The following is a 23,207-nucleotide window of genomic DNA, read 5'->3' on the forward strand; positions in this document are numbered from 1 at the left end:
GGAAGTGAATGGAAAAAGGCATTATTGTTAAAGGAATAGGGGGATTTTACTATATAAAAAAGGGAAATGAAGTTTTTGAATGTAAGGCTAGGGGGAAATTTAGAAGTAAAAGGATTATTCCTTTAGTTGGAGATTATGTATTGTTTTCATATGATGAAACCACAAAACAGGGTGTTATAGAGGATATTTTGGATAGAAAGATAGAGCTTATAAGACCACCTGTAGCCAATGTAGAGCAGGCTATAATAGTATTTTCACTAAAAAATCCTGATCCTAATATCAAATTACTTGATAAGATATTAGTTATGTCAGAATATCATAATTTAGAACTTAAAATATGTATAAATAAAATTGATTTGGATAATGAAAAGTTGCTTTATGAAATAATAGGAATTTACAAGAATACTGGGTATGAGGTAATATTATGTAGTACTAAAAAAGATATTGGAATTGATAGGATTAAAGAAGTTTTAAAAAATAAAATATCGGTATTTGCTGGACCTTCTGGTGTTGGGAAATCAAGTATATTAAATAAAGTACAATCTGGATTAAAGCTTAAGACTGGAGAGATAAGCAGTAAAATTAAGAGAGGGAAACATACTACTCGGCATTCTGAGCTTTTGCAGCTTGACTTTGGTGGATGGGTTGTGGATTCTCCAGGCTTTACATCATTAGATATAGGATATATCGATCCAGAAGAGCTTGGCTTTTTATTTCCAGAGTTTAAGCAATATATGGATCATTGTAAATTTACTAATTGTCTTCATGTTAATGAACCAAATTGTGGAGTGAAGAATGCATTAAAAACAGGATATATAAGCAAAGAACGTTATAATAATTATGTAGACTTTTTAGAACAAATTAAAGAAATAAATAACAGGAGGTACTAGCATGATAAAATTATCGCCATCTATATTATCAGCTGATTTCTCAAATTTGCTGAAGGATGTAAAAGCTGTAGAGGAAGCTGGAGTAGAACTTTTGCATATAGATGTAATGGATGGACATTTTGTTCCTAATATTAGTTTAGGACCAGTAGTATTGGATAGTATAAAAGGCAAAACAACATTACCCTTTGATGTACATCTTATGATAGAAAATCCCGATAAATACATACCAAAATTTGCTAAGTTAGGAGCAGATATATTAACTGTTCATGCAGAAGCTTGTCCCCATCTTCATAGGACAGTACAAAACATAAAGTCATATGGTATAAAGGCAGGTGTTTCCTTGAATCCAGCTACTTCCTTATATTCTATTGAAGAAATTCTGGAAGAATTAGATATGGTACTCATAATGTCGGTTAACCCAGGGTTTGGAGGTCAAAAATTTATTGAAAGTTCATTACAGAAAATAAGAAGATTAAAGGGAATGATAGATGCTAAAGGATTAGATATAGATATTGAGGTGGATGGTGGAGTTAAATTAGATAATGTAGCAGAGATTGTAAAGGCTGGAGCAAATATAATCGTGGCTGGTTCAGCTATATTTAATAGTAATAATGTAAAGGAAAATGTATTATCCTTTAAGGAAGTAATTAATAATATTTAGGGGAACAAGATATGAGATATATTATAGTTTCTAATGGAAGAATTTCCGATTATAGCTTTTATAAAAACATATTCAACACTTCAGATTATATTATTTGTGCTGATGGCGGTGCCAAGCATTTAATTGAAATGAATGTGATTCCTAATGTAATAATTGGAGACCTAGACTCAATTGATAAAGAGCATAAACAAATATATATAGAAAAAAAAGTTAAGTTTTATAAATTTCCATCGGATAAGGATGCTACTGATACGGAATTAGCTCTTGATTTTGCACTATCTAATAAGCCATCTGAAATCATACTCCTAGGAGCAATTGGTAGCAGGATGGATCATTCTATTGCTAATATTACATTATTAAAGAAAATATTAGATAATGGCATAAGAGGAAAAGTAATAAATGAAAATAACGAGATACATATGTTAAATGATGAATTTAATGAAATTATTTTATATGGTGAAGAAAATGATTATATATCTATAATACCTTTATCTTACAAAGTCAAAGGCATTACTATTCTAGGAGCTAAATTTCCATTAAAAGATGCAGAAATCCCTATAGGATCTTCTTTAGGCATTAGTAATGAATTTAATAATGATGGGGTAAGAATTAAGATAAAAGAAGGATTGCTTTTAGTGATAAAGGCTAGAGACTGAGGAACAAAGATACTTTCGGTACTTTGTTAGGTTAAGGTTCCGTATTTGATCTACCTTTTGAGTATGGATTAAACTAGAATGAGGATTTTTAGTTGCAAGTTTTAGGGATGTTTTCATGATTAAAAAAATAAAACTAAAAATTATTTATATAATAATAGTTCTAATTTCTAGATAAAAAATACCTGCAAAGACTGTGGGTATTTTTTGTGTCATAATGCTGTGAGTAGGCATAATATAATATTAATAAGCCTAGGGAGTGGTTTTATGCTACGTAGGAAGTTGGTGCTTAAGAAAATTCTTGGCATAATTCTAGGGTTAACAGGTGCAATAATAGTGATAGAATTTGTACCTCTAAAAATCTGGTATATAGTTTTATGTGGATTAATAATATGTTTTTTTATTGTCCTCTTCTTATATTTATAAGGAATATGAGGTGTTTTAATGGGTAAGTGTAAAAAGAGAGTTTTTAGAATAAAGATTAGAAATGAGAAGATTCTAGGTATTATATTGGTTGCTATTGGTATAACCATTATAGCTGTCATGGTATTGCCTTATAGCGTGTGGATAGTATTTTTTGGAGTTGCACTTATAATAGCTGGTTATAGGCTATTTTTATGCAAATAAAAAAGCCTACATAGCTGGTAGGCCTTTATGAATACTAGATAGCTCTTTCAACTTTTCCAGAACGTAAACATCTAGTACATACGGTTATTCTTTTTGGTGAACCATCAATTAAAGCTTTAACTTTTTTTACATTAGGTGACCAAGATCTTCTTGTACGACGTACAGAGTGACTTACCTTATTTCCTGATATTTTACCTTTTCCACAAATTGCACATTGCTTTGCCATATATAACACCTCCCCGAGTGGTTAAATTTCCTAATAAAACAATATTAATTGTATCATAAAATAATCTTATCGGTCAATACTTTTTGATAATAGCCCAGTATTATTAGAATTTTAATATCCAAAATGATAATATGAGAGCTTTAAAAATATAATCTTTAAAATAAAAGTATTGCCAAAGTCTTTTATCTTATATAAAATATTATTTACATATGAGTAAATTGCTATTTGTGAAAATTATATTTTATTATAAAAAATTTAAGTAACTGGAGAAAATTTAAGTAATAATTGAATAAGAACTAATATTACTATAAAATATAATATATATCCTCAAAAAATAAAGGAGGTCAATTATATGTCAGCAAAATTTGAAAATGAAATAGGAACTATTTATATAAATGCAGAAGTTATTTCTACTATTGCAGGAGCGGCTGCAATGGAATGTTATGGGCTTGTTGGGATGGCATCAAAGTCTGCTGCTGATGGATTGGTTAAATTATTAAAAAGAGATAATATGCATAGGGGAGTGAAAATTCATTTAGATGAAAATGCTATAGTAATTGATTTATATGTGATAATTCAGTTTGGGACAAAGATTTCTACAGTTGCTGATAATATAATAGATAAAGTTAAGTATAATGTAGAGAATCAGACTGGTATGAAGGTTAAAAGTGTTAATATTAATGTTGAAGGGGTAAGAGTTCAAGAAGTTTAAGGGAGGGTTTATCTTGAAGATAAAGCAGATAAATGGCGAAATGCTGAAGAAAATGTTCATACAAGGTAATAATTTATTATATAACAATAGAGATGCAGTAGATGCACTAAATGTTTTCCCAGTTCCAGACGGTGATACAGGTACAAATATGTCATTGACCCTTGATTCAGCATCAAATGAAATTTCTAAAATACAAAATCCTTCTATTGAGAATGTTACTAAATCAGCTGCAAAGGGTTCACTTATGGGTGCCAGAGGTAATTCTGGGGTTATACTATCCCAAATACTTAGGGGCTTTGAAAAGGGCTGTAGAGGCAAAAAAATTCTTACTGCTGATGATTTTGCCAATGCCCTTAAAGAAGCATCTGATACTGCCTATAAAGCTGTAATGAAACCAATTGAAGGTACTATACTCACAATAATAAGGGAAGCTAGTAACCGAGCTTTGCAAGTATCAAATGATAGTATTGATTTAAATGATTTTTTTTCTGCAATTATTTCACATGCTGAGTCAGTCCTTGATAGAACACCAGAAATGTTAGATGTTTTAAAGCAAGCAGGAGTTGTTGATGCTGGAGGAAAAGGTTTAATATATATTTTCCAAGGCTTCTGGGAAGCCCTTTCAGGGAAAGAGATTTCACAACCGCAAAAAAGGGAAATACATGACGGTAACGAAAGGGATATTAGTAGTGATGATATAGAATTTGGATATTGTACAGAATTTATTATCCAAGGAAATGAATTGAATTCAGAAGAGTTTAAAGATAACATTAAGGGATTTGGAGATAGTCTTTTGGTTGTTGGAGACGAAGATTTAATTAAAGTCCATATACATACTAATAATCCTGGTAAAATACTAGAATGTGGATTGAACTTTGGAGAGTTGATTGATATAAAAATAGATAATATGAGACATCAACATACTAATAGGTATAATTTTCAAGAAAGTGTATCAGAAAAACCTCAAGAATACGGATTTATAACTATTGCCATGGGAGAAGGTCTTAGCAATATTTTTAAAGATCTAAATGTTGACAAGGTTATACAAGGGGGTCAAACTATGAACCCTAGTACAGAGGATATTTTAAAAGCTATCAATGAAATCAATGCACAAAGCATTTTTATTTTACCTAATAATAGCAATATAATACTTGCTGCTAATCAAGCAAAGGAATTAAGTGAAAAGAATGTAATTGTTATTCCTTCTAAAACTATACCTCAGGGTATAGCCTCAATGCTAGAATTTGATCCTTTAGTTAGTCCAGAGGAAAATAAGGAAAAAATGGTAAAAGCACTAAGTAATGTTGATACTGTACAGATTACTTACTCTGTAAGAGATTCTAGATTTAATGATTTGGATATAAAGAAAGATGATATTATGGGAATATTTAATGGTGAGATTAATACAGTTGGTAGTGACGTATTAGAAGTTGCTTTAGATGTTTTAGATAATACCTTTGGTGAGGATAAGGAAATACTGACTATTTACTATGGTGATGATGTGACTGAAGAAGAAGCTGATAAACTTGCTTCGTTAATTGAAGAAAGGTATCCAGACATAGATATAGAAGTATATTATGGCGGTCAGCCTTTATATTATTATATTTTTTCTATTGAGTAGAATTTTATCATAATTATGGAATTTTAAATTTTATTTGAATAATTTTTATGGTTTTTATTATGGGATTTTTAATATTTGCTAGCTTCGTGGATCGATTTATATATTTTCATCCTATATAAAATAAGAAATCAAGGCTAAGATATTGGTTATAATGTGTAAAATATAATCATTGATTAGCCTTTAAATATGTCAAACAATTGTTTTCTTTTAAAACTTATTAGAAAGACCCTAATACTTGCAACTTGGAAGTTGTAACTCAAAATGCGCCCTACGGGTGCCTTTATCCATATGAGGTGTTATTATGTTGTCACTTGAAGATTCAATTTCAAAAATTAATGGTATAGGAACTAAAAAGCTTACTTTATTCTCAAAACTTAATATATTTACAATAAAGGATTTATTGTATCATTATCCAAATTCCTATGAGAACAGAAGAAATATAAAAACCTTGAATTCAGTTAGACATATGGAAAAAGCTACAATAATCGGAACAGTTTGTGACGAAGTAAAAGAGATAAACAGCAGAAAAAGGATTAAGATTTTGAAAGTGCCTATTAAAGACAATACTGGAAGAGGATATGTAATTTTTTTTAATTCAATGTTTTTAAAGAATACTTTCAAAAAAAATCAAAGTTATTATTTCTATGGAACAGTAAATAATAAAGGTGGAGAAATAGAAATAAGTCATCCCGAATTTTGCAATATAAATAAAGAAAGTATAGATAGTTTTTGTAGTATTAGACCCATTTATGGCTTAACAAAGGGTTTGAATCAAAAAGAAATCATAAAATATATAAAAAGTTTATTATCTCAAGAATATTTATATACATTTGAATCTCTCCCATTGGATGTAATTAGTAGCAATAAAATGTGTGACATAAATTATGCTATAAAAAATATTCATTTTCCATCTTCTCCACGAGCCTTAAAGGTTGCAAAATATAGGTTGGTTTTTGAAGAACTATTTTTTATGCAGCTTGGATTAATGATGATTAAGAAAAAGTATTTTCATGCTAATGATGGAATAAAATATAAAATCATGCCACAATTTAAAAAGATAATTAATAGCTTGCCATTTACATTGACTAAGGCTCAACAAAAGACCCTCGATGACATTATTAATGACATGATAAGCCCAAAGGAAATGAATAGACTTGTTCAAGGTGACGTTGGATCAGGAAAAACTATAATAGCTTTATTAGCCATGTACTTAGCTTATTTAAATGGCTATCAGAGTACATTAATGGCACCAACTGAGATATTGGCAGAGCAACATTTTAAAAGCTTTAGAGATATGTTAGAGCATCTTGGAGTTAAAATTGGTATATTATCTAGGAGTGTTAAAGATAAAGATGCTATAATAGAAGAAATTAAAGAAGGGAAGATTGATATAGTTATAGGAACCCATGCTATTATACAAGATAGAGTAGAATTTAAAAAACTAGGATTAGTTGTTACTGATGAGCAGCATAGATTTGGAGTAAGGCAGAGAAGTGTCTTGAAAAAGAAGGGTTCAAATCCTGATATGTTAGTTATGTCGGCTACTCCTATACCAAGGACACTTTCGTTAATATTGTACGGAGATCTTGATATATCTATTATTGATGAATTACCACCAGGAAGAAAGCATATAAAAACTTATCATATAACAAATAATAAAATATCAAAGCTTTACAAATTTATTAAAGATCAACTAAATGAAGGAAGACAGGGATATATTGTTTGCCCCTTAGTTGAGGAATCAGAAAAAGTAGATGCAGAATCTGCAGTTGAGTTGTATAATAATCTCAAAGATACTGTTTTCAAATCATGGAATTTAGCTCTGATCCATGGTAAGATGAAGGCTGATGAAAAAGACAACATCATGAAGAAATTTCAAAGGGGAGAAATTGATTTACTTATTTCAACATCAGTTATAGAAGTTGGTATAAATGTACCTAATGCAACAATTATGGTAATAGTAAATGCAGAAAGATTCGGTTTATCTCAGCTTCATCAACTTCGAGGTAGAGTAGGTAGAGGAAAATTTCAGTCTTACTGTTTTCTTATTAGTGAAGGCAAGAATAATGCAACCCTAGAAAGAATGAAAATAATGGAAAGTACAAATAATGGATTTATAATTGCTGAGAAAGATTTAGAATTAAGGGGACCAGGTGATTTCTTTGGGACAAAGCAGCATGGGTTACCTCAGATGAAGATTGCAAATTTATTAAGACATACACATATACTTAAAAAAGCACAGCACGAAGCATTTAAAACTATTAAAGAATTTGATAAATTAAGTGATAAAGAAAAAAAGAATTTAAAAGCAAAACTTAATGAATTGTTTGGAGATTTCTTTAGAGAGTTTTCGATATAGATTTATTTTATTTAATTATTTTATCTCCTGTAGGTTACTCTATGTTTACAGTATATGAAAAAATTACTAGCATATACTTTGGAATTAGTGGAGAAATTAATAGTACAGGAGGTGAATATGATGGCTAACAAAAAAGTTGTTCCTGAAGCAAAACAAGCTCTTAGCCAAATGAAATATGAGATTGCTAGTGAGCTAGGATTATCTAACTACCAAACAACTGATAAAGGGAACTTGACAGCTAGGCAAAATGGCTATGTTGGTGGTTATATGACTAAGAGATTAGTAGAAATGGCTGAAAGGCAAATGTCAGGTAAATAATATATTATAAAAAGAAGAGATAGTAGATCTATACTATCTCTTCTTTTTATAATATTAAAGGGAAATATCCACTCTAGGTCCTTAGTCATAAAATTTAACATTCCAAAAGGCTTTTTTGGTTTAATAGCTAATAATTTACTTAAGGGTTTCGAATCTAGAGTCAAAAAATTTGTTCATACTTTTCCTTTGTGCTAAAATATTATCTTGAAAGGAGCGTATAAATTGAGAGTTATAAGTGGAGAAGCAAAGGGTATAAGGTTAAGCACATTAAAAGGTACAGATACTAGACCGACTAGTGATAAGGTAAAGGAGTCAATATTTAATATATTAGCTCCATATATAGAAAAATCAAAGGTATTAGACTTGTTTTCAGGGACAGGTAATCTTGGAATTGAAGCAGTGAGTCGAGGGGCTGAAAGTGCCTTTTTAGTAGAGAAAAATAGAAAATGTTATGATATTATTAAGAAAAATATTATGAAAACAAAATTAAATGATAAAATAAAGATAATAATAAAGGATGTATATTCTACTTTGAAAAATTTTAGTAAAATAGGGGAAAAATTTGATATAATCTTTATGGACCCACCATATCTAAAAGGTCATATTCTAACTTGTTTAAAGGAAATAAAGGAGCTTGATTTATTAAATGAAGATGGAATAATAGTAGCAGAGCATGATATTAAGGATATAATACCAGAAACAATAGACGACCTAATTAAATTTAAAGAGAGGAAATATGGCGGTACCATGATTTCTTTTTATCATAAGGAGGACTAAAATGAAAAACGCAGTTTATCCAGGAAGTTTTGATCCTATAACAAATGGACATTTAGATGTTATAAAAAGGTCAGCAAAAATCTTTGATAAAGTAATAGTAGCAGTTTTAAATAATCCAAATAAGAATCCTATGTTTTCCCTTGAGGAAAGGGTTGAACTTATAAAATATGCTACTGCTGATGTTGAAAATGTTGAAATACACTGTTTTTCGGGGTTGTTAGTAGATTATGTTAAAGAAAAGAAAATTGATGTTATAATAAAAGGGTTAAGAGCAGTTTCAGATTTTGAATATGAATTTCAAATGGCTTTAATGAATAAAAAGCTTGATGAAGATGTAGAAACATTATTTATGACTACCAGTAGCAAGTATTCTTATCTTAGCTCCAGTATAGTTAAAGAAGTATTTAAATTTGGAGGCTGCATTAAAGGACTGGTACCAGAAATTGTAATAGAAAAAATGCGTAGTAAGCTGTAAAAAGGGGGAACCATCATGAATGTATTGAGTCTTCTAGATACACTTGAAGATCTGATTGAAAATGGATCTTCTATACCTTTTTCTGGGAAGGTTTTACTTGACAAGGAGGAAATTACGGAATTAATCAAAGACATAAGGATACAACTTCCAGATGAGGTAAAGCAAGCTCAATGGATAAAGGAAGAAAGAAATAAAATATTGGTTGAAGCACAAAAAGAATCAGATAGAATTATCAACAATGCAAAGGATAGGATAGAAGCAATGGCCAATAAAGATGAAATAGTAAAAAAGGCAAAGGAGAAGGCACAAGAAATTATATATAAAGCTGAAGAAAAGGCAAAAACTATTAGAATTGGATCGATTCAATATGCCGATGATATTTTAAAACAGTTAGAGACAAACACACTGCAAATAATGGAAACACTTAAAAAGAATAGAGAAGAAATAAAAAAAATGAATGGATAGTTATTATCTATACTTAAATAAGCGTAATATACAAAGGCTTTAGGATTTATATCCTTAAGCTTTTGCTGTTTTTTTATTTATTTTTTATTAAAGCAATAAAAAAGCCTATAAAAATTAAAACAATAACAATTGTCAATAACATATAGCTTGAAAAAAGTAATTTGCTTACCCAAGAATAATATGCAATATTTCTAATTCCTTGTGAAAAAACTTCCTTTGGTATGGGATTAAGAGTAAAATTACTTAGCTTCAACATAAAATGCACATAGATGCCTGAAATGATAGCATGAAAAAATTTTGAAAGAATATAAGAATTCATGTTTATATCGGTGCCATTAATGATACTGGCTGATTGAGCGTGAACGGATAATCCACTCCATGAAATTATCATGGTTGCTAAAATGATTTGTGAGGTTAAGGGTATAGTTAAAGCATCGGAGGTTATTTTACAGCCCATGGTGATTTCAATAAATCCTATAACAGTAGCTTCTATCCATTCATTAGGAATAAGTATTGTATTTTTTGTAATAAACTTAACTGCTGATATTAAATAATCTATAAGTCCAATTAAGTATAACTCCCTTGTTACAACAGAAAAAGTGACTATCAATCCGCCGACTAAAACCAATGTAGATATAGCTTCTTTAACAGAGTCGCCCAATAGTTTTCCAAATGTTCTACTGTCCTGTTGCCTTTTTTTAAACATCTGATTTACCGCTTCTTTAAAAATATTTCTTTTTTCAGTATATCTTTTTGAAACTTGTATTTCGTCAACATAGATAAATCTAAAAATTATACCTACAGTTATAACGCTTAAGTAGTGGGCGAGTACTAGATAGGGACCGATACTAGGGTTATTAAACATTCCAATGGCTACCGAACCAATCATAAATAAAGGACCCGAGGTGCTACAAAAGGAAATGATTCTTTGAGCTTCATTTTTTGTAATTATATTGTTTCTTCTTAGATCAGAAGTTAATTTTACCCCCATGGGATACCCCGATGTTATACTCATAGCAAAAACAAAGGAGGCTTCACCAGGTACGTTGAATATAGGTCTTATTATAGGCTCTATTAGTACTCCGATAAATTTTACAATACCTAGTCCAACTAGAAGCTCAGCTCCAATAAAAAAAGGTAATAAGGAAGGCAGAACTACATTAGCCCATAAAATAATACCATCACGAGTGGCATCTATTATTTCCCTAGGATATAGAACTATATATAAAACCATTATAAAAATTATTAGAGCAAAAACAAATGATTTAAATTTCATAAAAGTATCTTTGTACTTAACCCTCAAAACGATAAAAGCAAATGCTATCAATGAGATTACAATGAAGTTAATCAATGTTGTATCCTCCCAAAATGGTATATACTTATATATATTTTGAGATTTGCAATTTATTACTTTTTAGTTATGGATATATGGAGTTTTTATAAAATCAAGTCCTCCTTTTGCAAATTCCTTATTTCCATATAAAAGAGAATATATATCTGTTGAAGCTATGTCTATTTCAATCATTCTTTTCGCATAATCATTCTCAGGTTTATATCTTTTTAAATTGGTTATTATTGGGAGACAGCTAACTTTTTTTATTTTTTTCAGCAAGTCTGCACCTTTATTATTAAATCCTAAGACTCTAATGTACTGAGGACCTAATTCTTTTACTAACACCTTCACATCTTTCTTAGATATATCTAATATAGCTTTTATAAAAATTCTTTGTAATCTAGTCATAGTATAGCGTTTGGTTTTTACATAGCTAATTAGTTCATCATAATTGGTTGATAGAATGGCTCCATTTTTTAATCTGTTTTCTAAACCTTCATTGATATCATGGATAATTTTCAAGTGTTCTATTGAAGATATGCGTAGCTTATAAAGTATAATTTTTTCTAAATCCTTTATAAATATAGGACCTTTATTATTTTTTATAGCTTCTCTTATTATTTTATAGCTTTCATTAGGCACAACACTTTTAATTATGCTTATATCCTCATAATCTTTTTGAAGCATATTTCTGATGGCAGTTGCACTACATATGTTATCTCTAATTTCTAGTGAATTATAATCTGCCTTAATTCTTTTAATTGTTAATGGCTTGATTTTACTTTTTAAAAGCTTCAGTGACTTTACATATTCTATACCTAAAATATTATTAGGAAAGTTCAAAATATCAATATAATCAACATTATAACCAAGATAATCCTTTATAGCCTTTTGTCTTGCTGCAGGGAAAGTATATCCCTTATCAAGATATTCCTTTAAAAGCTTTTTAAATTTAGATGGTTCATCGGCCAATAAATCAGATATTAAATTAATGTTTTTTAGTTCTCCATCTTCACTTCCAAAGCATAAATAATCAACTATATTTAAAGAATTTAATAAACTAGTACTACCTAAAGCAAAAAATTCTGCACTATTACATGAAAAAATCACAGGTAATTCTAAGACCAAGTCAACACCTTGCTTTACAGCAGCCTTTGCTCGTTCCCATTTATCAAATAAAGCAGGTTCTCCTCGCTGAAGAAAGTTTCCACTCATGACAGCTACACTATGAGTTGCTCCTACAATTTCCTTAGATTTCTCAAGATGATATTTATGTCCATTATGGAATGGATTATATTCTGTAATCAGACCTACAACCTTCATATGACCTCCTTCTATGTTATAAAAGTATGATTCCCAAATAAAAAGAAAATATTAAAATCCTTGCGGTGAAAACTGGCTTAATGAGTTGATATAAGTATTATATCATTAATTTTAAAATATTAAGACACTATAGAGGCAGTAAAATCTGAAAAACTATTACTATATGGTTATAGTATAATCAAATAGTATAATCGAAAAAAGAATCAAAAATCAAAAAATATATAATAAAACCTTGAAAAATTTCTTGAATATTTTATAATTATTATGATTGGGGAATTTTTATGATAAATAATTTGGGTTCTGAAATGTGTACTTGAAAAATAAGTTGATATTTTAAAAAATATGTAGCTTTCAGTTGAGAACATGTAAAATAATAATACTTATGCGATACTAATTTTAAGAAGTTTCAAAACTGATAAGTAAAATATATATTAATTGTTTAAACTATTCACAAACCTATGAATATAGTTAGTACATATTTACTTAGCAGTAAAATAAAATTTATATTATTATTGATATTAAGGAGGCAGTACAAATGAATGTATTAGTTATTAATTGTGGTAGTTCTTCATTAAAATATCAGCTAATTGATATGAACAATGAAAATGTTTTAGCAAAAGGTTTAGCCGAGAGAATTGGAATTGAAGGTGCTAGAGTAAAGCATGAAGCTTTGGGCATGGACAAGGTAGTAATCGAGAAGCCAATGACAGATCATAAGGATGCTTTAAAAATTGTTCTTGATGCCCTTGTTGACACAAAGCATGGAGCTATTAAAGATCTTAAAGAAATTAATGCTGTAGGACATAGAGTTGTACATGGTGGTGAAAAATTCAGCGGTTCTGTAGTTATTGATGATGATGTAATAAAGGCCCTTGAGGAATGTATTGAATTGGCTCCATTACATAACCCTCCAAACCTTATTGGTATTAGGGCTTGCCAAGAGTTAATGCCAGGAGTACCTATGGTTGGTGTCTTTGATACAGCTTTTCACCAAACTATGCCTAAATCATCATATATTTATCCATTACCATATGAATTGTATGAAAAATATGGTATAAGAAAGTATGGATTCCATGGTACAAGCCATAGATTTGTTTCTGCAAGGGCAGCAGAAATTCTTGGTAAAGATTTAAAAGACTTAAAGATTGTAACTTGTCATTTAGGTAACGGTGCAAGCTTAGCAGCGGTGAAAAATGGAGAATCAGTTGATACAAGTATGGGCTTTACTCCACTAGAAGGGTTAGCTATGGGTACAAGATGTGGTGATATCGATCCAGCTATAGTAACATTTATCATGGAAAAAGAAGGGTTAGATATCGATGGAATCAATAATCTTTTAAATAAGAAATCAGGTGTTCTTGGAATATCTGGTGTCAGCAGTGATTTTAGAGATATAGAAATAGCTGCTTCAGAGGGTAATGAAAGAGCACAGTTAGCTTTAGATAAATTTAATGCTAGAGTTAAAAAATACATAGCTGCTTATGCTGCAGTTATGGGAGGCGTAGACGCAGTTGTATTTACTGCTGGACTTGGTGAAAACTCAGCTTCAAATAGAGAAGCGATATGTTCTGGTCTTGAATTTATGGGCATAGAGATAGACAAGGAAAAGAATAATGTAAGAGGCAAAGATGCAATAGTAAGTACCGATAATTCTAAGGTTAAAGTATTAGTTGTTCCAACAAATGAAGAATTAATGATTGCAAAGGACACAGTAGAACTTTTATAATAAACTTTAGGAACATTTAATATTTTGTTATCAAGTACTTTTACTTGACAAATACGGTAGAGGTTTGTATAATAAATCTGTCCGGTCTATGGGGTGAACTGATGAACATCAATATATCAAAGCTTATTGGTGAAAAAACTAATCCTATTGATATTAGTTTGAATTACGAATTAAACAATTCAGAGCTTCTGCAGAATTTGAATATATTAGAAGTGGAGCCTTTAAAGGTTACAGGGAAAGTATATAAAAATAATGGAAGAATAATTGTAGATGCTGTTTTTTCTGGAGAAGCAGTTTTTAGATGCAGTAGATGCTTAGAGGAATTCAAAAAGAATGTATCTGGCAATATGAATTTTGATATTCCCTTGGAAGAAAAAGATGACGATAATACCTATATAGAAGGTGATTATTTAAATCTATCTACCATTATAGAGGAAGCTTTAGCTTTTTCTTTACCTATGAAGACACTCTGCAAAGAAGAGTGTAGAGGATTGTGTCCGATTTGCGGACAAAACCTTAATCTAAAAGAATGTAATTGTGATGTAGATTATATTGACCCCAGATTAGAGAAACTGAAAGATTTTTTTAGTAAAAATGAGGAGGTGTAATTATGGCAGTACCTAAGCGTAAAACTTCTAAGGCAAGAAGAGATAAGAGAAGAGCTTCTAATATAAAAATGACAGCTCCTAATTATGTAAATTGTCCTCAATGTCACGAACCAAAGATGCCTCATAGAGTATGTGACTCATGCGGTTATTATGGAGACAAGGAAGTAGTAAAAGTTGACTAATATTCAACAAATAATATATTAATTCAATAAAAAAATAGTAGCGACATTTATGTCGCTACTATTTTTTTATTGAAAGATTTTGATGTAAATATTTATAAAGAATTTAGAAATTTAAAAAAGACCTTGCATAAATCTAATTAATCATTTATACTTATTGTTAGTAGTAGGTACTAATAGCAGTTAAGATATTTGCACTAATAACACTAAGGGGTGGGCATATGTCTTCAAAAAGATATAGTAAGAAGGATAGACAAGAAAGATTAAAGAAAGAGATTGAAGATAATCCCTTTATAACAGATGAGGAATTATGTGAACTCTTCAATGTTAGCATACAAACAATAAGACTAGATAGATTATGTCTCAATATTCCAGAGCTAAGAGAAAGAGTAAGAAATGTTGCGAAGTTAAATTATAAAAAGGTCAGAACTATAGGTGAAGCGGAAATAGTAGGAGAGCTTATTGATTTAGAATTAAATAAAAAAGCAATTTCCATTTTACAAACGGATTCAACCATGGTTTTTAAAAAAACAAAAATCGTTAGGGGTCATTTTATATTTGCTATGGCAGAGTCTTTAGCAATGGCAGTGATAGATGCAGACGTAGCTTTAACTGGAGTTTCTAATATAAAATATAAGGTTCCAGTATTATCAGGACAAAAACTTATAGCTAAGGCAGAAGTAACAAGGATTAGAGGGAAAAATTATTTTGTGCATGTCAAGATAACAGTTAAAGATGAGCAGGTTTTTAGAGGAAAATTTATATTGGTATCCATATAGAGCGTATTATAGATCTACATTTTGATTTTTTGAGTAGCTAGTGTTTTAAAGATATTGAAGAAATGAAAATGTAAGGATTTATATGGTTCTGTATAATCATATTTTAGGGGGAGAAAAAATATGAGAATTGCAATAGATGTAATGGGAGGCGACAATGCACCGCATGCTATAATATTAGGAAGTTTGCAGGCATTAAATGAAATAGAGTCTGAAATACTATTAGTGGGTAAAGAAGAAATAATAAAAAATCAACTTGAAAAAAATACAAAGGATTTCAAAAGAATACATATTATCAATGCAGATGAAATAATTTCCAATGATGATAAAGCAGTTCAAGCAATTCGAAAGAAAAAAAATTCTTCCATGGCTGTTGGTTTTGATTTATTAAGAAAAAATGAAGTAGATGCTTTTGTATCTGCTGGGAATACGGGAGCATTATTAGCAGGTAGTTTACTAAGAATAGGTAGAATAAAGGGCATTGATAGACCAGCCTTAGCTCCAATTTATCCAACCAAAAAAGGTTTTTCTATTTTAATAGATGCAGGGGCTAATGCTGATTGCAAACCAAGAAATTTACTTGAGTTTGGAATTATGGGATCAATATATTTAGAAAATGTATTAAATATAAAAACCCCAAAGGTTGGGTTGGTTAATATTGGAACTGAGGAAGGAAAAGGTAATAAACTAGTTGCCCAGGCATATGAACTTATGAGGAATTCAAATCTGAATTTTTATGGTAATCTAGAAGCCCGTAATGTTCCAGATGGTATAGTAGACGTAATAGTATGTGATGGTTTTGTAGGCAATGTAATACTAAAGCTTACAGAAGGCGTTGCAATGAACTTAGCATCAATACTTAAAGATATTTTCACAAGAAATTTTATCAGTAAAATTGGTGCATTGATTTTAAAGGATGGACTTAGGGATTTTAAATCAAGACTTGACTATACAGAATACGGTGGAGCTCCATTATTAGGTGTAAAAAAACCAGTAATTAAAGCCCATGGAAGTTCAAATGAAAAAGCTATAAAAAATGCAATAAAGTACAGTGAGATATTTATTAAGAAGGGTGTAATTAAGAAAATCGAAGAAAATATTAGAGGAGCTGATAATATTGAATAGTGGTTTAAGAAGTGTTGGTATACTAGGTACTGGAAGCTGCCTTCCAGAAAATGTTATAACTAATTACGATTTAGAAAAAATTGTCGACACTTCACATGATTGGATTGTTACGAGAACAGGAATTCACAGCAGAAGAATTGTTGATGATAATACAGCTACTTCAGATTTAGCTACAAAAGCAGCACTAAAGGCATTGGAGGCTGCAGGGGTGTCAGCTAAGGAATTGGACTTAATTATTGTTGCTACTGTTACTCCAGACATGTCATTCCCTTCAACGGCATGTATCGTTCAAAAAAATATTGGTGCGACAAATGCAGCGGCATTTGATTTAGGGGCAGGATGCTCTGGTTTTATATATGAATTAGCTGTTGCTAAGCAATTCATCGCAACAGGAGTATATAATAAAATACTTATAATTGGAGCTGAAACCCTATCTAAAATTATGAATTGGAATGATAGAAATACCTGTGTTTTATTTGGTGATGGAGCAGGAGCTGCAGTATTAGGGGTTACAGAAGAAGGAACAGGAATACTTTCTACTTACTTAGGTGCTGATGGAGAAGGTGGCAAATTTTTAACATTACCTGCAGGTGGATCAAGGATGCCTGCGTCAGTTCAGACAGTTGAACAGAATCTACATTATATAAAGATGGATGGAAGTGAAGTATTTAAATTTGCTGTAAGAGCAATGGGAAATGCTTCAAAAAAAGCCCTCAAACTATGTAATTTAGATGTCAATGATATAGATTATTTAGTACCACATCAAGCCAATACTAGAATTATATCTGCATCGGCAAAGCGTTTAAAATTGCCAATGGAAAAGGTATATGTTAATCTTGACCGATATGGTAATATGTCGGCTGCTTCTATACCAGTAGCATTAGACGAAGCCATAAGAAAGGGAAAAATCAAAAAAGGTTATAATGTTGTTCTAGTTGGCTTTGGGGCAGGTCTTACTTGGGGTTCATCTGTAATTAAGTGGTAATATAGGAGGGTGAATGATGAGAAAAATAGCTTTTGTTTTTCCAGGACAGGGTGCACAATATGTTGGAATGGGTAAGGAATTTGTAGAAAATTTTAAAATAGCAAATGACGTTTTTGAAAAAGCTTCCAATTCTCTGGGCTATGATATGAAAAAGCTTTGCTTTGAAGGACCTGAAGAGGAACTTAAGAAAACAGAAAACACACAACCAGCAATTTTAACTGCAAGTATAGCATCATATGAGGTGTTAAAGGAGCATGGCATTGAACCTAAGATTGTAGCTGGTTTAAGTTTGGGAGAATTTTCAGCCCTTGTGGCATCAAAGGTAATGGCATTTGAAGATGCAGTTAGAGTTGTAAAAGCAAGAGGTAAATATATGCAGGAAGAAGTACCCATTGGGGTAGGTACAATGGCTGCCTTTATTGGACTTGATAGAGAAAAAGTTATAGAAGCTTGTAATAGAGCTTCTGAATTTGGAGTAGTAGAGCCTGCTAATTTTAATTCTCCTATTCAGATAGTTATTTCAGGTGAGGTAAAGGCTGTAGAAAAGGCAGTAAAAATTGGAAAGGAATTAGGAGCAAAAAAAGCAAAGATTTTAAAGGTTTCAGCACCATTTCATTCAAGTATGCTATATGGTGCTGGAGAAAAATTAGCAAAGGAGCTACATAAAATTGAATTGAATGATTTCATCTATCCAGTAGTTGCTAATGTAACAGCAGATTATTATGATTCAATTTCATCTGTAAATGAATTGCTGGTTAGACAAGTAAGTAATTCCGTTCTTTGGGAAGATTCAGTAAGGAAAATGATATTGGATGGAGTAAATACTTTTGTAGAAGTAGGACCAGGAAAAGCATTATCTGGGTTTATAAAAAGAATTTCTCGTGATGTGCAAATACTAAATGTTGAAGATATGACATCATTAGAAAAAGCACTAAAGGCTTTAGCTTAAAGGAATTTAGAAAAAAACTGCATACTATGGAGGTAGTTTTATGAATTTATCAGGCAAAACAGCAATAATTACTGGTGGCTCAAGGGGCATCGGAAAAGCTATAGCTATAAAGCTAGCTGAAAAAGGTGCTAATATAGTGGTCAATTATACTAGTAATTCTAATAAGGCTGAAGAAGTTGTAGAAGAAATAAAAAAGATGGGCAGGGAAGCATTGGCGATAAAAGCTGATGTTTCAAATTCAGAGGATGTTAAAAATTTAGTAAAAGAAGTAGAAAAAAATTTCTCAAGCATAGATATTTTAATAAATAATGCAGGCATTACAAGAGATACATTACTAATAAGAATGAAGGATGATGATTGGGATAAGGTAATGGATGTGAACCTTAAGGGAACATTTTTATGTACCAAGCTTGTTGGGAAAAAGATGATGAAGCAACGAAGTGGAAAAATAGTAAATATTACGTCTGTGGTTGGAATTATTGGAAATGCAGGACAAACAAACTATTCTGCTTCAAAGGCTGGAGTTATTGGATTTACGAAGTCTTCTGCTAAGGAACTAGCATCTAGAGGGGTTAATGTCAATGCTGTTGCTCCAGGCTTTATTGAGACAGATATGACTGAAAAGCTTTCAGAAGAAGTAGTAAAAAACTATTCGAAGAGCATTCCTTTGGGCAAAATGGGTAAACCAGAAGATGTAGCAAATGTAGTAGCATTTTTATGCTCAGAAGAATCAGATTATTTAACTGGCCAGGTTATAAATGTCGATGGTGGAATGGTGATGTAGTATACTAAAAAATAATTATTATTAAGAAAGGTTAGGTGTAAATTATGGTATTTGATAAAGTTGTTAAAATTATAGCTGAACAATTAGATGTTGATAATGTAGAGGATATTACTCCAAAAACTTCCTTAATGAATGATTTGGAAGCAGATTCACTTGATGCTGTTGAAGTAATTATGGCACTAGAAGACGAATTTGATATAGAAATTCCTGATGAAGATGCTGAAAACTTCAAAAATATAGGAGATATAGCAAAATATATCGAAGAAAAAACAAAATAGTAAATTTGAAAATTCTATACAAGTATAGGAGGAATTAATTTGAGTAAGAGAAGAGTAGTCATAACAGGGATTGGTGTAATTTCTCCAATTGGTATTGGCAAAGAAAATTATTGGAATGCATTAAGAGATGGTGTTAATGGTATAGGAAAGATAACGAAATTTGATGTATCAGAATATGCTACTCAGATTGCAGGTGAAGTTAAAGACTTTAATTCCCATGATTATATTGATAAAAAAGAAGCAAGAAGAATGGATAGATTTACTCAATTTGCAGTATCTGCTGCAAAAATGGCTTTAGAGGATTCAAAACTTAATTTAGATGAGATAAATAGAGAAAGATTAGGGGTATCTCTTGGATCTGGTGTTGGAGGTATTGAAACACTGGAAAGAGAGCATAATAAGTTAAATGAAAAAGGTCCTAGAAGAGTTAGTCCCTTCTTTATACCAATGATGATTTCAAATATAGGAGCTGGACATATTTCGATGGCACTAGGGGCAAAGGGTCCCAGTATCACAACAGTATCGGCATGTGCTTCATCCAATAATGCTATTGGAGATGCTTTTAAGATTATTGAAAGAGGCGATGCAGATATAATGTTTACAGGTGGTGCTGAGGCATCTATAACACCTATGTCTGTGGCAGGCTTTTGTACTATGAAGGCCATGTCAACTAGAAACGATGATCCTAAAACTGCTAGTCGTCCCTTTGATAAAGATAGAGATGGTTTTGTAATGGGTGAAGGATCAGGTATAATTGTTTTAGAAGAATTAGAGCACGCTAAAAAACGCGGAGCAGAAATATATGGTGAAATAGTTGGGTATGGTATGTCATGCGATGCTTATCATATAACTGCTCCAGCTCCTGAAGGTGAAGGTGCAGCTAGGGCTATGAAAAACGCTATAAACGATGCAGGTATAAAGCCTGAGGAGATAGACTATATAAATGCCCATGGAACCTCAACTCCTTATAATGATAAATTTGAAACCATGGCAATAAAAACAGTATTTGGCGAACATGCATATAAGCTTTCAGTAAACTCTACTAAATCTATGACAGGTCATTTGCTTGGTGCAGCCAGCTCAATAGAAGCAATTGCATGCTTATTAGCTGTAAAAGAGGATTTTATACATCCAACAATAAATATAATAACCCCAGACCCAGAACTAGATTTAGATTATGTACCAAATAAAGGAAAGAATAAAGTAGTGAATTATGCTCTTTCCAATTCCCTAGGTTTTGGTGGACATAATGTTGCAATAGTTTTAAAGAAATATACCGATTAATAACTAATAAATAGGCGCCCCATATGGGGTGCTTTTAATTGTTGTCTAGCAATAAGGGGTTAAATTTTTAATACTTCAAAAGTTTTAATATCTTACATATTAAATAATACTTTTATTTTATATAAAAAAAGTATAAAATAATTATGTACAATTTTCGAAGGTTTTTCGAATGTTTTTTATTTTCAGGTAACATATTATAACATAAAATACATTCGAAATCCCTTCTATAATATTAGGAGGAATTTTTATGAACAATGATAATTTTGTGAAATTTGAACAATTAATTAACTATGAGTTTAAAAAAAAGGAATTGATAAATGAAGCACTTACCCATAGTTCATATGCAAATGAAAAGAAAAACAAAAAATACAAACATAATGAAAGACTAGAATTCCTTGGAGATTCTGTACTTGGACTTATCATCAGTGACTATCTATTTATTAATTATCCAGATTTACCAGAAGGAGAGCTTACTAAGACAAGGGCTAAAATTGTTTGTGAGCCAACCTTATCATACTGTGCAAAGGCTATTGACTTAGGCAACTATATAATGCTTGGTAAGGGAGAAGATGCTACTGGTGGAAGAGAAAGACAATCTCTTTTAGCTGATGCATTTGAATCAGTCATAGGAGCAATATACTTAGATGGAGGAATAGAAAGTGCTAAAAAATTTATACTTTGGACAATGAAAGAAGTAATAAATGACGCCCTTAATGGTAAAATCTTCATTGACTATAAAACTCGTTTGCAAGAACTGATTCAAAATGATCCAAATGTTAAGATTAGCTATGAAATAATCGATGAAAAGGGTCCTGACCACAATAAAACTTTTTATACTCAAGTTAAAAAGAATGACAATGTATTAGGACATGGTAAAGGAAAGAGTAAAAAAGAGTCAGAACAAAATGCTGCTAAAATGGCTTTAGGGGTTATAAAAAATGGGTAAAAAAAACTATATTATACCTATTTTTGTACCACATCATGGGTGTCCCTTTGATTGTGTTTTTTGTAATCAAAGAAAAATAACAGGAAAGGATACAGCCTTGACGGGTCAGGAGATTGAAGAACAAATCAAGGAATATGTTGAATCTATTGGAGAAAAGAAGGATAAACATATTGAAATAGCTTTTTTTGGAGGAAGCTTTACTGGAATAGATAGTGAAAAGCAAAAGGAGTTTTTAAGTATAGCAAATAAATGGTATAAGAGTGGATATGTTGATGATATAAGACTTTCTACTAGACCGGATTATATTGATAAAGATATACTTTTAAACTTAAAAGAGTATAATGTTTCAACTATTGAATTGGGTGTTCAGTCATTAGATGATGAAGTGCTTAGAGAAAGCTGTAGAGGTCATATTGCCCATGACGTATTAAGTGCTTCATATTTAATAAAAAAGATGGGCTTTAAGCTAGGTCTTCAGATGATGATAGGATTACCAGGGGATAACTTTGAAAAGGCAATGAATACTGCTAAAAAAATGATTTCCTATAAGCCAGATTTTGTGAGGATTTATCCAACCCTTGTTATAAAAGGAACTAAACTTGAGGAATTATTTTTTAAAAATGAATATAAACCTTTAAGTATTGATAATGCAGTACTTATTTGTAGAGAATTATATAAATTATTCTATAGAAATGATATACCTATTATTCGTATAGGACTTCAACCAACTGAAAATATCATGGAAGGAAAGGATGTAGTAGCAGGTCCTTTTCATCCAGCCTTTAGACAATTAGTAGAATCAGAGGTTTTTAGAGAAGCCATTGATAAAGTAATAGCATCCTATAAACATGAAGTAGAAAAAGTTGAATTTACATTAAATCCAAAATTCATTTCTAATTTAGTTGGGATTAACAAAAGCAATACAATTTATTTTAAGTCTAAATATAATATAAAAAATATTAAAATAATCAAGGATTCAGAACTCAAAAAAAATGAAGTCAAAATTAAAATAAATGATAAAATAATAATCAAGCAAATGATATTATAACACCTAGATTAAAGGTGTTATTCTCTTTTTTAAAAAGTTATGATAAAATATTTAAGTGCATCAGTAGATATTTAGCTAG

The 23,207-nt window shown here is 30.8% G+C and carries 26 protein-coding genes; 23 read left to right on the plus strand and 3 right to left on the minus strand.

Annotation, left to right across the window (positions count from 1 at the left end; all coding sequences use genetic code 11):
• Positions 1–8: 8 nt before the first annotated feature.
• The 4 genes from rsgA to BUB36_RS08390 all read left to right on the plus strand — a co-directional run bounded on the left by rsgA (position 9) and on the right by BUB36_RS08390 (position 2,831).
• Positions 9–890: a ribosome small subunit-dependent GTPase A gene (rsgA, locus tag BUB36_RS08375; RefSeq protein ID WP_073148943.1), complete on the plus strand. Its 882-nt coding sequence runs from the start codon at positions 9–11 to the stop codon at positions 888–890.
• Position 891: 1 nt separating this feature from the next.
• The gene (gene rpe, locus BUB36_RS08380; protein WP_106406491.1) at positions 892–1,551 is read left to right on the plus strand and encodes a ribulose-phosphate 3-epimerase; all 660 of its coding nucleotides are present in this window, start codon (positions 892–894) and stop codon (positions 1,549–1,551) included.
• Between the two features lie 11 nt (positions 1,552–1,562).
• Positions 1,563–2,207 carry a thiamine diphosphokinase gene (locus tag BUB36_RS08385; protein ID WP_073148945.1) on the plus strand — a complete coding sequence of 215 codons (645 nt, stop codon included), beginning with the start codon at positions 1,563–1,565 and terminating at the stop codon, positions 2,205–2,207.
• 441 nt (positions 2,208–2,648) lie between these two features.
• A complete protein-coding gene (locus tag BUB36_RS08390; protein WP_073148947.1) occupies positions 2,649–2,831 on the plus strand; it encodes a hypothetical protein in 183 nt (60 codons plus the stop codon).
• Positions 2,832–2,865: 34 nt separating this feature from the next.
• Here BUB36_RS08390 and rpmB read toward each other — a convergent pair whose 3' ends face one another.
• Positions 2,866–3,057 carry a 50S ribosomal protein L28 gene (gene rpmB / locus BUB36_RS08395; RefSeq protein WP_073148949.1) on the minus strand — a complete coding sequence of 64 codons (192 nt, stop codon included), beginning with the start codon at positions 3,055–3,057 and terminating at the stop codon, positions 2,866–2,868.
• Positions 3,058–3,409: 352 nt separating this feature from the next.
• On the opposite strand from rpmB, the gene BUB36_RS08400 reads away from it, so the two are divergent.
• From BUB36_RS08400 to BUB36_RS08430, 7 genes are all read left to right on the plus strand, one after another.
• Positions 3,410–3,769 (plus strand): Asp23/Gls24 family envelope stress response protein, encoded by a 360-nt coding sequence (locus BUB36_RS08400; protein WP_073148951.1) that lies wholly within the window; start codon positions 3,410–3,412, stop codon positions 3,767–3,769.
• Positions 3,770–3,782: 13 nt separating this feature from the next.
• On the plus strand, positions 3,783–5,390 hold the full coding sequence (locus BUB36_RS08405; protein WP_106406492.1) for a DAK2 domain-containing protein: 1,608 nt from the start codon (positions 3,783–3,785) through the stop codon (positions 5,388–5,390).
• Positions 5,391–5,691: 301 nt separating this feature from the next.
• Positions 5,692–7,749 (plus strand): ATP-dependent DNA helicase RecG, encoded by a 2,058-nt coding sequence (recG, locus tag BUB36_RS08410; protein ID WP_073148953.1) that lies wholly within the window; start codon positions 5,692–5,694, stop codon positions 7,747–7,749.
• A 117-nt stretch (positions 7,750–7,866) separates the two neighbouring features.
• Positions 7,867–8,067: an alpha/beta-type small acid-soluble spore protein gene (locus BUB36_RS08415; protein WP_330390455.1), complete on the plus strand. Its 201-nt coding sequence runs from the start codon at positions 7,867–7,869 to the stop codon at positions 8,065–8,067.
• 204 nt (positions 8,068–8,271) lie between these two features.
• Positions 8,272–8,844: a 16S rRNA (guanine(966)-N(2))-methyltransferase RsmD gene (gene rsmD, locus BUB36_RS08420; protein WP_073148957.1), complete on the plus strand. Its 573-nt coding sequence runs from the start codon at positions 8,272–8,274 to the stop codon at positions 8,842–8,844.
• Position 8,845: 1 nt separating this feature from the next.
• The gene (gene coaD, locus BUB36_RS08425) at positions 8,846–9,319 is read left to right on the plus strand and encodes a pantetheine-phosphate adenylyltransferase (protein WP_073148959.1); all 474 of its coding nucleotides are present in this window, start codon (positions 8,846–8,848) and stop codon (positions 9,317–9,319) included.
• A 15-nt stretch (positions 9,320–9,334) separates the two neighbouring features.
• A complete protein-coding gene (locus BUB36_RS08430; RefSeq protein ID WP_073148961.1) occupies positions 9,335–9,784 on the plus strand; it encodes an ATP synthase subunit B family protein in 450 nt (149 codons plus the stop codon).
• A gap of 73 nt (positions 9,785–9,857) precedes the next feature.
• Here BUB36_RS08430 and ylbJ read toward each other — a convergent pair whose 3' ends face one another.
• A complete protein-coding gene (ylbJ, locus tag BUB36_RS08435; RefSeq protein ID WP_073148963.1) occupies positions 9,858–11,135 on the minus strand; it encodes a sporulation integral membrane protein YlbJ in 1,278 nt (425 codons plus the stop codon).
• A 63-nt stretch (positions 11,136–11,198) separates the two neighbouring features.
• Positions 11,199–12,440, minus strand: a complete 1,242-nt coding sequence (locus tag BUB36_RS08440) for a nucleotidyltransferase (RefSeq protein ID WP_073148965.1) — start codon at positions 12,438–12,440, stop codon at positions 11,199–11,201.
• Positions 12,441–12,975: 535 nt separating this feature from the next.
• Between BUB36_RS08440 and BUB36_RS08445 the strand changes: the two genes are divergently transcribed.
• The 12 genes from BUB36_RS08445 (at position 12,976) to BUB36_RS08500 (ending at position 23,128) form a co-directional block, all read left to right on the plus strand.
• Positions 12,976–14,166 carry an acetate/propionate family kinase gene (locus BUB36_RS08445; RefSeq protein WP_073148967.1) on the plus strand — a complete coding sequence of 397 codons (1,191 nt, stop codon included), beginning with the start codon at positions 12,976–12,978 and terminating at the stop codon, positions 14,164–14,166.
• Positions 14,167–14,267: 101 nt separating this feature from the next.
• Complete coding sequence (locus BUB36_RS08450) at positions 14,268–14,774, plus strand: YceD family protein (protein WP_073148969.1); 507 nt, start codon at positions 14,268–14,270, stop codon at positions 14,772–14,774.
• 2 nt (positions 14,775–14,776) lie between these two features.
• Positions 14,777–14,956, plus strand: coding sequence for a 50S ribosomal protein L32 (rpmF, locus tag BUB36_RS08455; RefSeq protein ID WP_073148970.1), 180 nt, complete (start codon positions 14,777–14,779; stop codon positions 14,954–14,956).
• A gap of 218 nt (positions 14,957–15,174) precedes the next feature.
• Complete coding sequence (fapR, locus tag BUB36_RS08460; RefSeq protein ID WP_073148972.1) at positions 15,175–15,732, plus strand: transcription factor FapR; 558 nt, start codon at positions 15,175–15,177, stop codon at positions 15,730–15,732.
• A 120-nt stretch (positions 15,733–15,852) separates the two neighbouring features.
• Positions 15,853–16,854 carry a phosphate acyltransferase PlsX gene (plsX, locus tag BUB36_RS08465; protein ID WP_073148974.1) on the plus strand — a complete coding sequence of 334 codons (1,002 nt, stop codon included), beginning with the start codon at positions 15,853–15,855 and terminating at the stop codon, positions 16,852–16,854.
• Entirely contained in the window at positions 16,847–17,839 is a 993-nt protein-coding gene (locus tag BUB36_RS08470; protein WP_073148976.1) for a beta-ketoacyl-ACP synthase III, read from the plus strand. The genes plsX and BUB36_RS08470 overlap by 8 nt, the downstream gene beginning before the upstream one ends.
• 13 nt (positions 17,840–17,852) lie before the next feature.
• Positions 17,853–18,788, plus strand: a complete 936-nt coding sequence (gene fabD, locus BUB36_RS08475; RefSeq protein ID WP_330390457.1) for an ACP S-malonyltransferase — start codon at positions 17,853–17,855, stop codon at positions 18,786–18,788.
• A 40-nt stretch (positions 18,789–18,828) separates the two neighbouring features.
• Positions 18,829–19,572 carry a 3-oxoacyl-[acyl-carrier-protein] reductase gene (fabG, locus tag BUB36_RS08480; protein ID WP_073148980.1) on the plus strand — a complete coding sequence of 248 codons (744 nt, stop codon included), beginning with the start codon at positions 18,829–18,831 and terminating at the stop codon, positions 19,570–19,572.
• 44 nt (positions 19,573–19,616) lie between these two features.
• Positions 19,617–19,850, plus strand: a complete 234-nt coding sequence (acpP, locus tag BUB36_RS08485; RefSeq protein ID WP_073148982.1) for an acyl carrier protein — start codon at positions 19,617–19,619, stop codon at positions 19,848–19,850.
• Positions 19,851–19,889: 39 nt separating this feature from the next.
• Entirely contained in the window at positions 19,890–21,134 is a 1,245-nt protein-coding gene (gene fabF / locus BUB36_RS08490) for a beta-ketoacyl-ACP synthase II (protein ID WP_073148984.1), read from the plus strand.
• A 247-nt stretch (positions 21,135–21,381) separates the two neighbouring features.
• The gene (gene rnc / locus BUB36_RS08495; RefSeq protein ID WP_073148986.1) at positions 21,382–22,080 is read left to right on the plus strand and encodes a ribonuclease III; all 699 of its coding nucleotides are present in this window, start codon (positions 21,382–21,384) and stop codon (positions 22,078–22,080) included.
• Entirely contained in the window at positions 22,073–23,128 is a 1,056-nt protein-coding gene (locus BUB36_RS08500; RefSeq protein ID WP_073148988.1) for an elongator complex protein 3, read from the plus strand. Before rnc ends, BUB36_RS08500 begins: the two co-directional genes overlap by 8 nt.
• Positions 23,129–23,207: the final 79 nt, after the last annotated feature.

It is taken from the genome of Paramaledivibacter caminithermalis DSM 15212, assembly GCF_900142245.1.
Taxonomy (GTDB): Bacteria; Bacillota; Clostridia; order Peptostreptococcales; family Caminicellaceae; genus Paramaledivibacter; species Paramaledivibacter caminithermalis.

What these genes read in the sequence shown, in the direction of transcription:
- rsgA (WP_073148943.1), top strand. Translation starts at nt 9, where the DNA reads ATGGAAAAAGGCATTATTGTTAAAGGAATAGGGGGATTTTACTATATA.
- rpe (WP_106406491.1), top strand. Translation starts at nt 892, where the DNA reads ATGATAAAATTATCGCCATCTATATTATCAGCTGATTTCTCAAATTTG.
- BUB36_RS08385 (WP_073148945.1), top strand. Translation starts at nt 1,563, where the DNA reads ATGAGATATATTATAGTTTCTAATGGAAGAATTTCCGATTATAGCTTT.
- BUB36_RS08390 (WP_073148947.1), top strand. Translation starts at nt 2,649, where the DNA reads ATGGGTAAGTGTAAAAAGAGAGTTTTTAGAATAAAGATTAGAAATGAG.
- rpmB (WP_073148949.1), bottom strand. Translation starts at nt 3,057, where the DNA reads ATGGCAAAGCAATGTGCAATTTGTGGAAAAGGTAAAATATCAGGAAAT.
- BUB36_RS08400 (WP_073148951.1), top strand. Translation starts at nt 3,410, where the DNA reads ATGTCAGCAAAATTTGAAAATGAAATAGGAACTATTTATATAAATGCA.
- recG (WP_073148953.1), top strand. Translation starts at nt 5,692, where the DNA reads ATGTTGTCACTTGAAGATTCAATTTCAAAAATTAATGGTATAGGAACT.
- BUB36_RS08415 (WP_330390455.1), top strand. Translation starts at nt 7,867, where the DNA reads ATGATGGCTAACAAAAAAGTTGTTCCTGAAGCAAAACAAGCTCTTAGC.
- coaD (WP_073148959.1), top strand. Translation starts at nt 8,846, where the DNA reads ATGAAAAACGCAGTTTATCCAGGAAGTTTTGATCCTATAACAAATGGA.
- BUB36_RS08430 (WP_073148961.1), top strand. Translation starts at nt 9,335, where the DNA reads ATGAATGTATTGAGTCTTCTAGATACACTTGAAGATCTGATTGAAAAT.
- BUB36_RS08440 (WP_073148965.1), bottom strand. Translation starts at nt 12,440, where the DNA reads ATGAAGGTTGTAGGTCTGATTACAGAATATAATCCATTCCATAATGGA.
- BUB36_RS08445 (WP_073148967.1), top strand. Translation starts at nt 12,976, where the DNA reads ATGAATGTATTAGTTATTAATTGTGGTAGTTCTTCATTAAAATATCAG.
- BUB36_RS08450 (WP_073148969.1), top strand. Translation starts at nt 14,268, where the DNA reads ATGAACATCAATATATCAAAGCTTATTGGTGAAAAAACTAATCCTATT.
- rpmF (WP_073148970.1), top strand. Translation starts at nt 14,777, where the DNA reads ATGGCAGTACCTAAGCGTAAAACTTCTAAGGCAAGAAGAGATAAGAGA.
- fapR (WP_073148972.1), top strand. Translation starts at nt 15,175, where the DNA reads ATGTCTTCAAAAAGATATAGTAAGAAGGATAGACAAGAAAGATTAAAG.
- plsX (WP_073148974.1), top strand. Translation starts at nt 15,853, where the DNA reads ATGAGAATTGCAATAGATGTAATGGGAGGCGACAATGCACCGCATGCT.
- fabD (WP_330390457.1), top strand. Translation starts at nt 17,853, where the DNA reads ATGATGAGAAAAATAGCTTTTGTTTTTCCAGGACAGGGTGCACAATAT.
- fabG (WP_073148980.1), top strand. Translation starts at nt 18,829, where the DNA reads ATGAATTTATCAGGCAAAACAGCAATAATTACTGGTGGCTCAAGGGGC.
- acpP (WP_073148982.1), top strand. Translation starts at nt 19,617, where the DNA reads ATGGTATTTGATAAAGTTGTTAAAATTATAGCTGAACAATTAGATGTT.
- rnc (WP_073148986.1), top strand. Translation starts at nt 21,382, where the DNA reads ATGAACAATGATAATTTTGTGAAATTTGAACAATTAATTAACTATGAG.
- BUB36_RS08500 (WP_073148988.1), top strand. Translation starts at nt 22,073, where the DNA reads ATGGGTAAAAAAAACTATATTATACCTATTTTTGTACCACATCATGGG.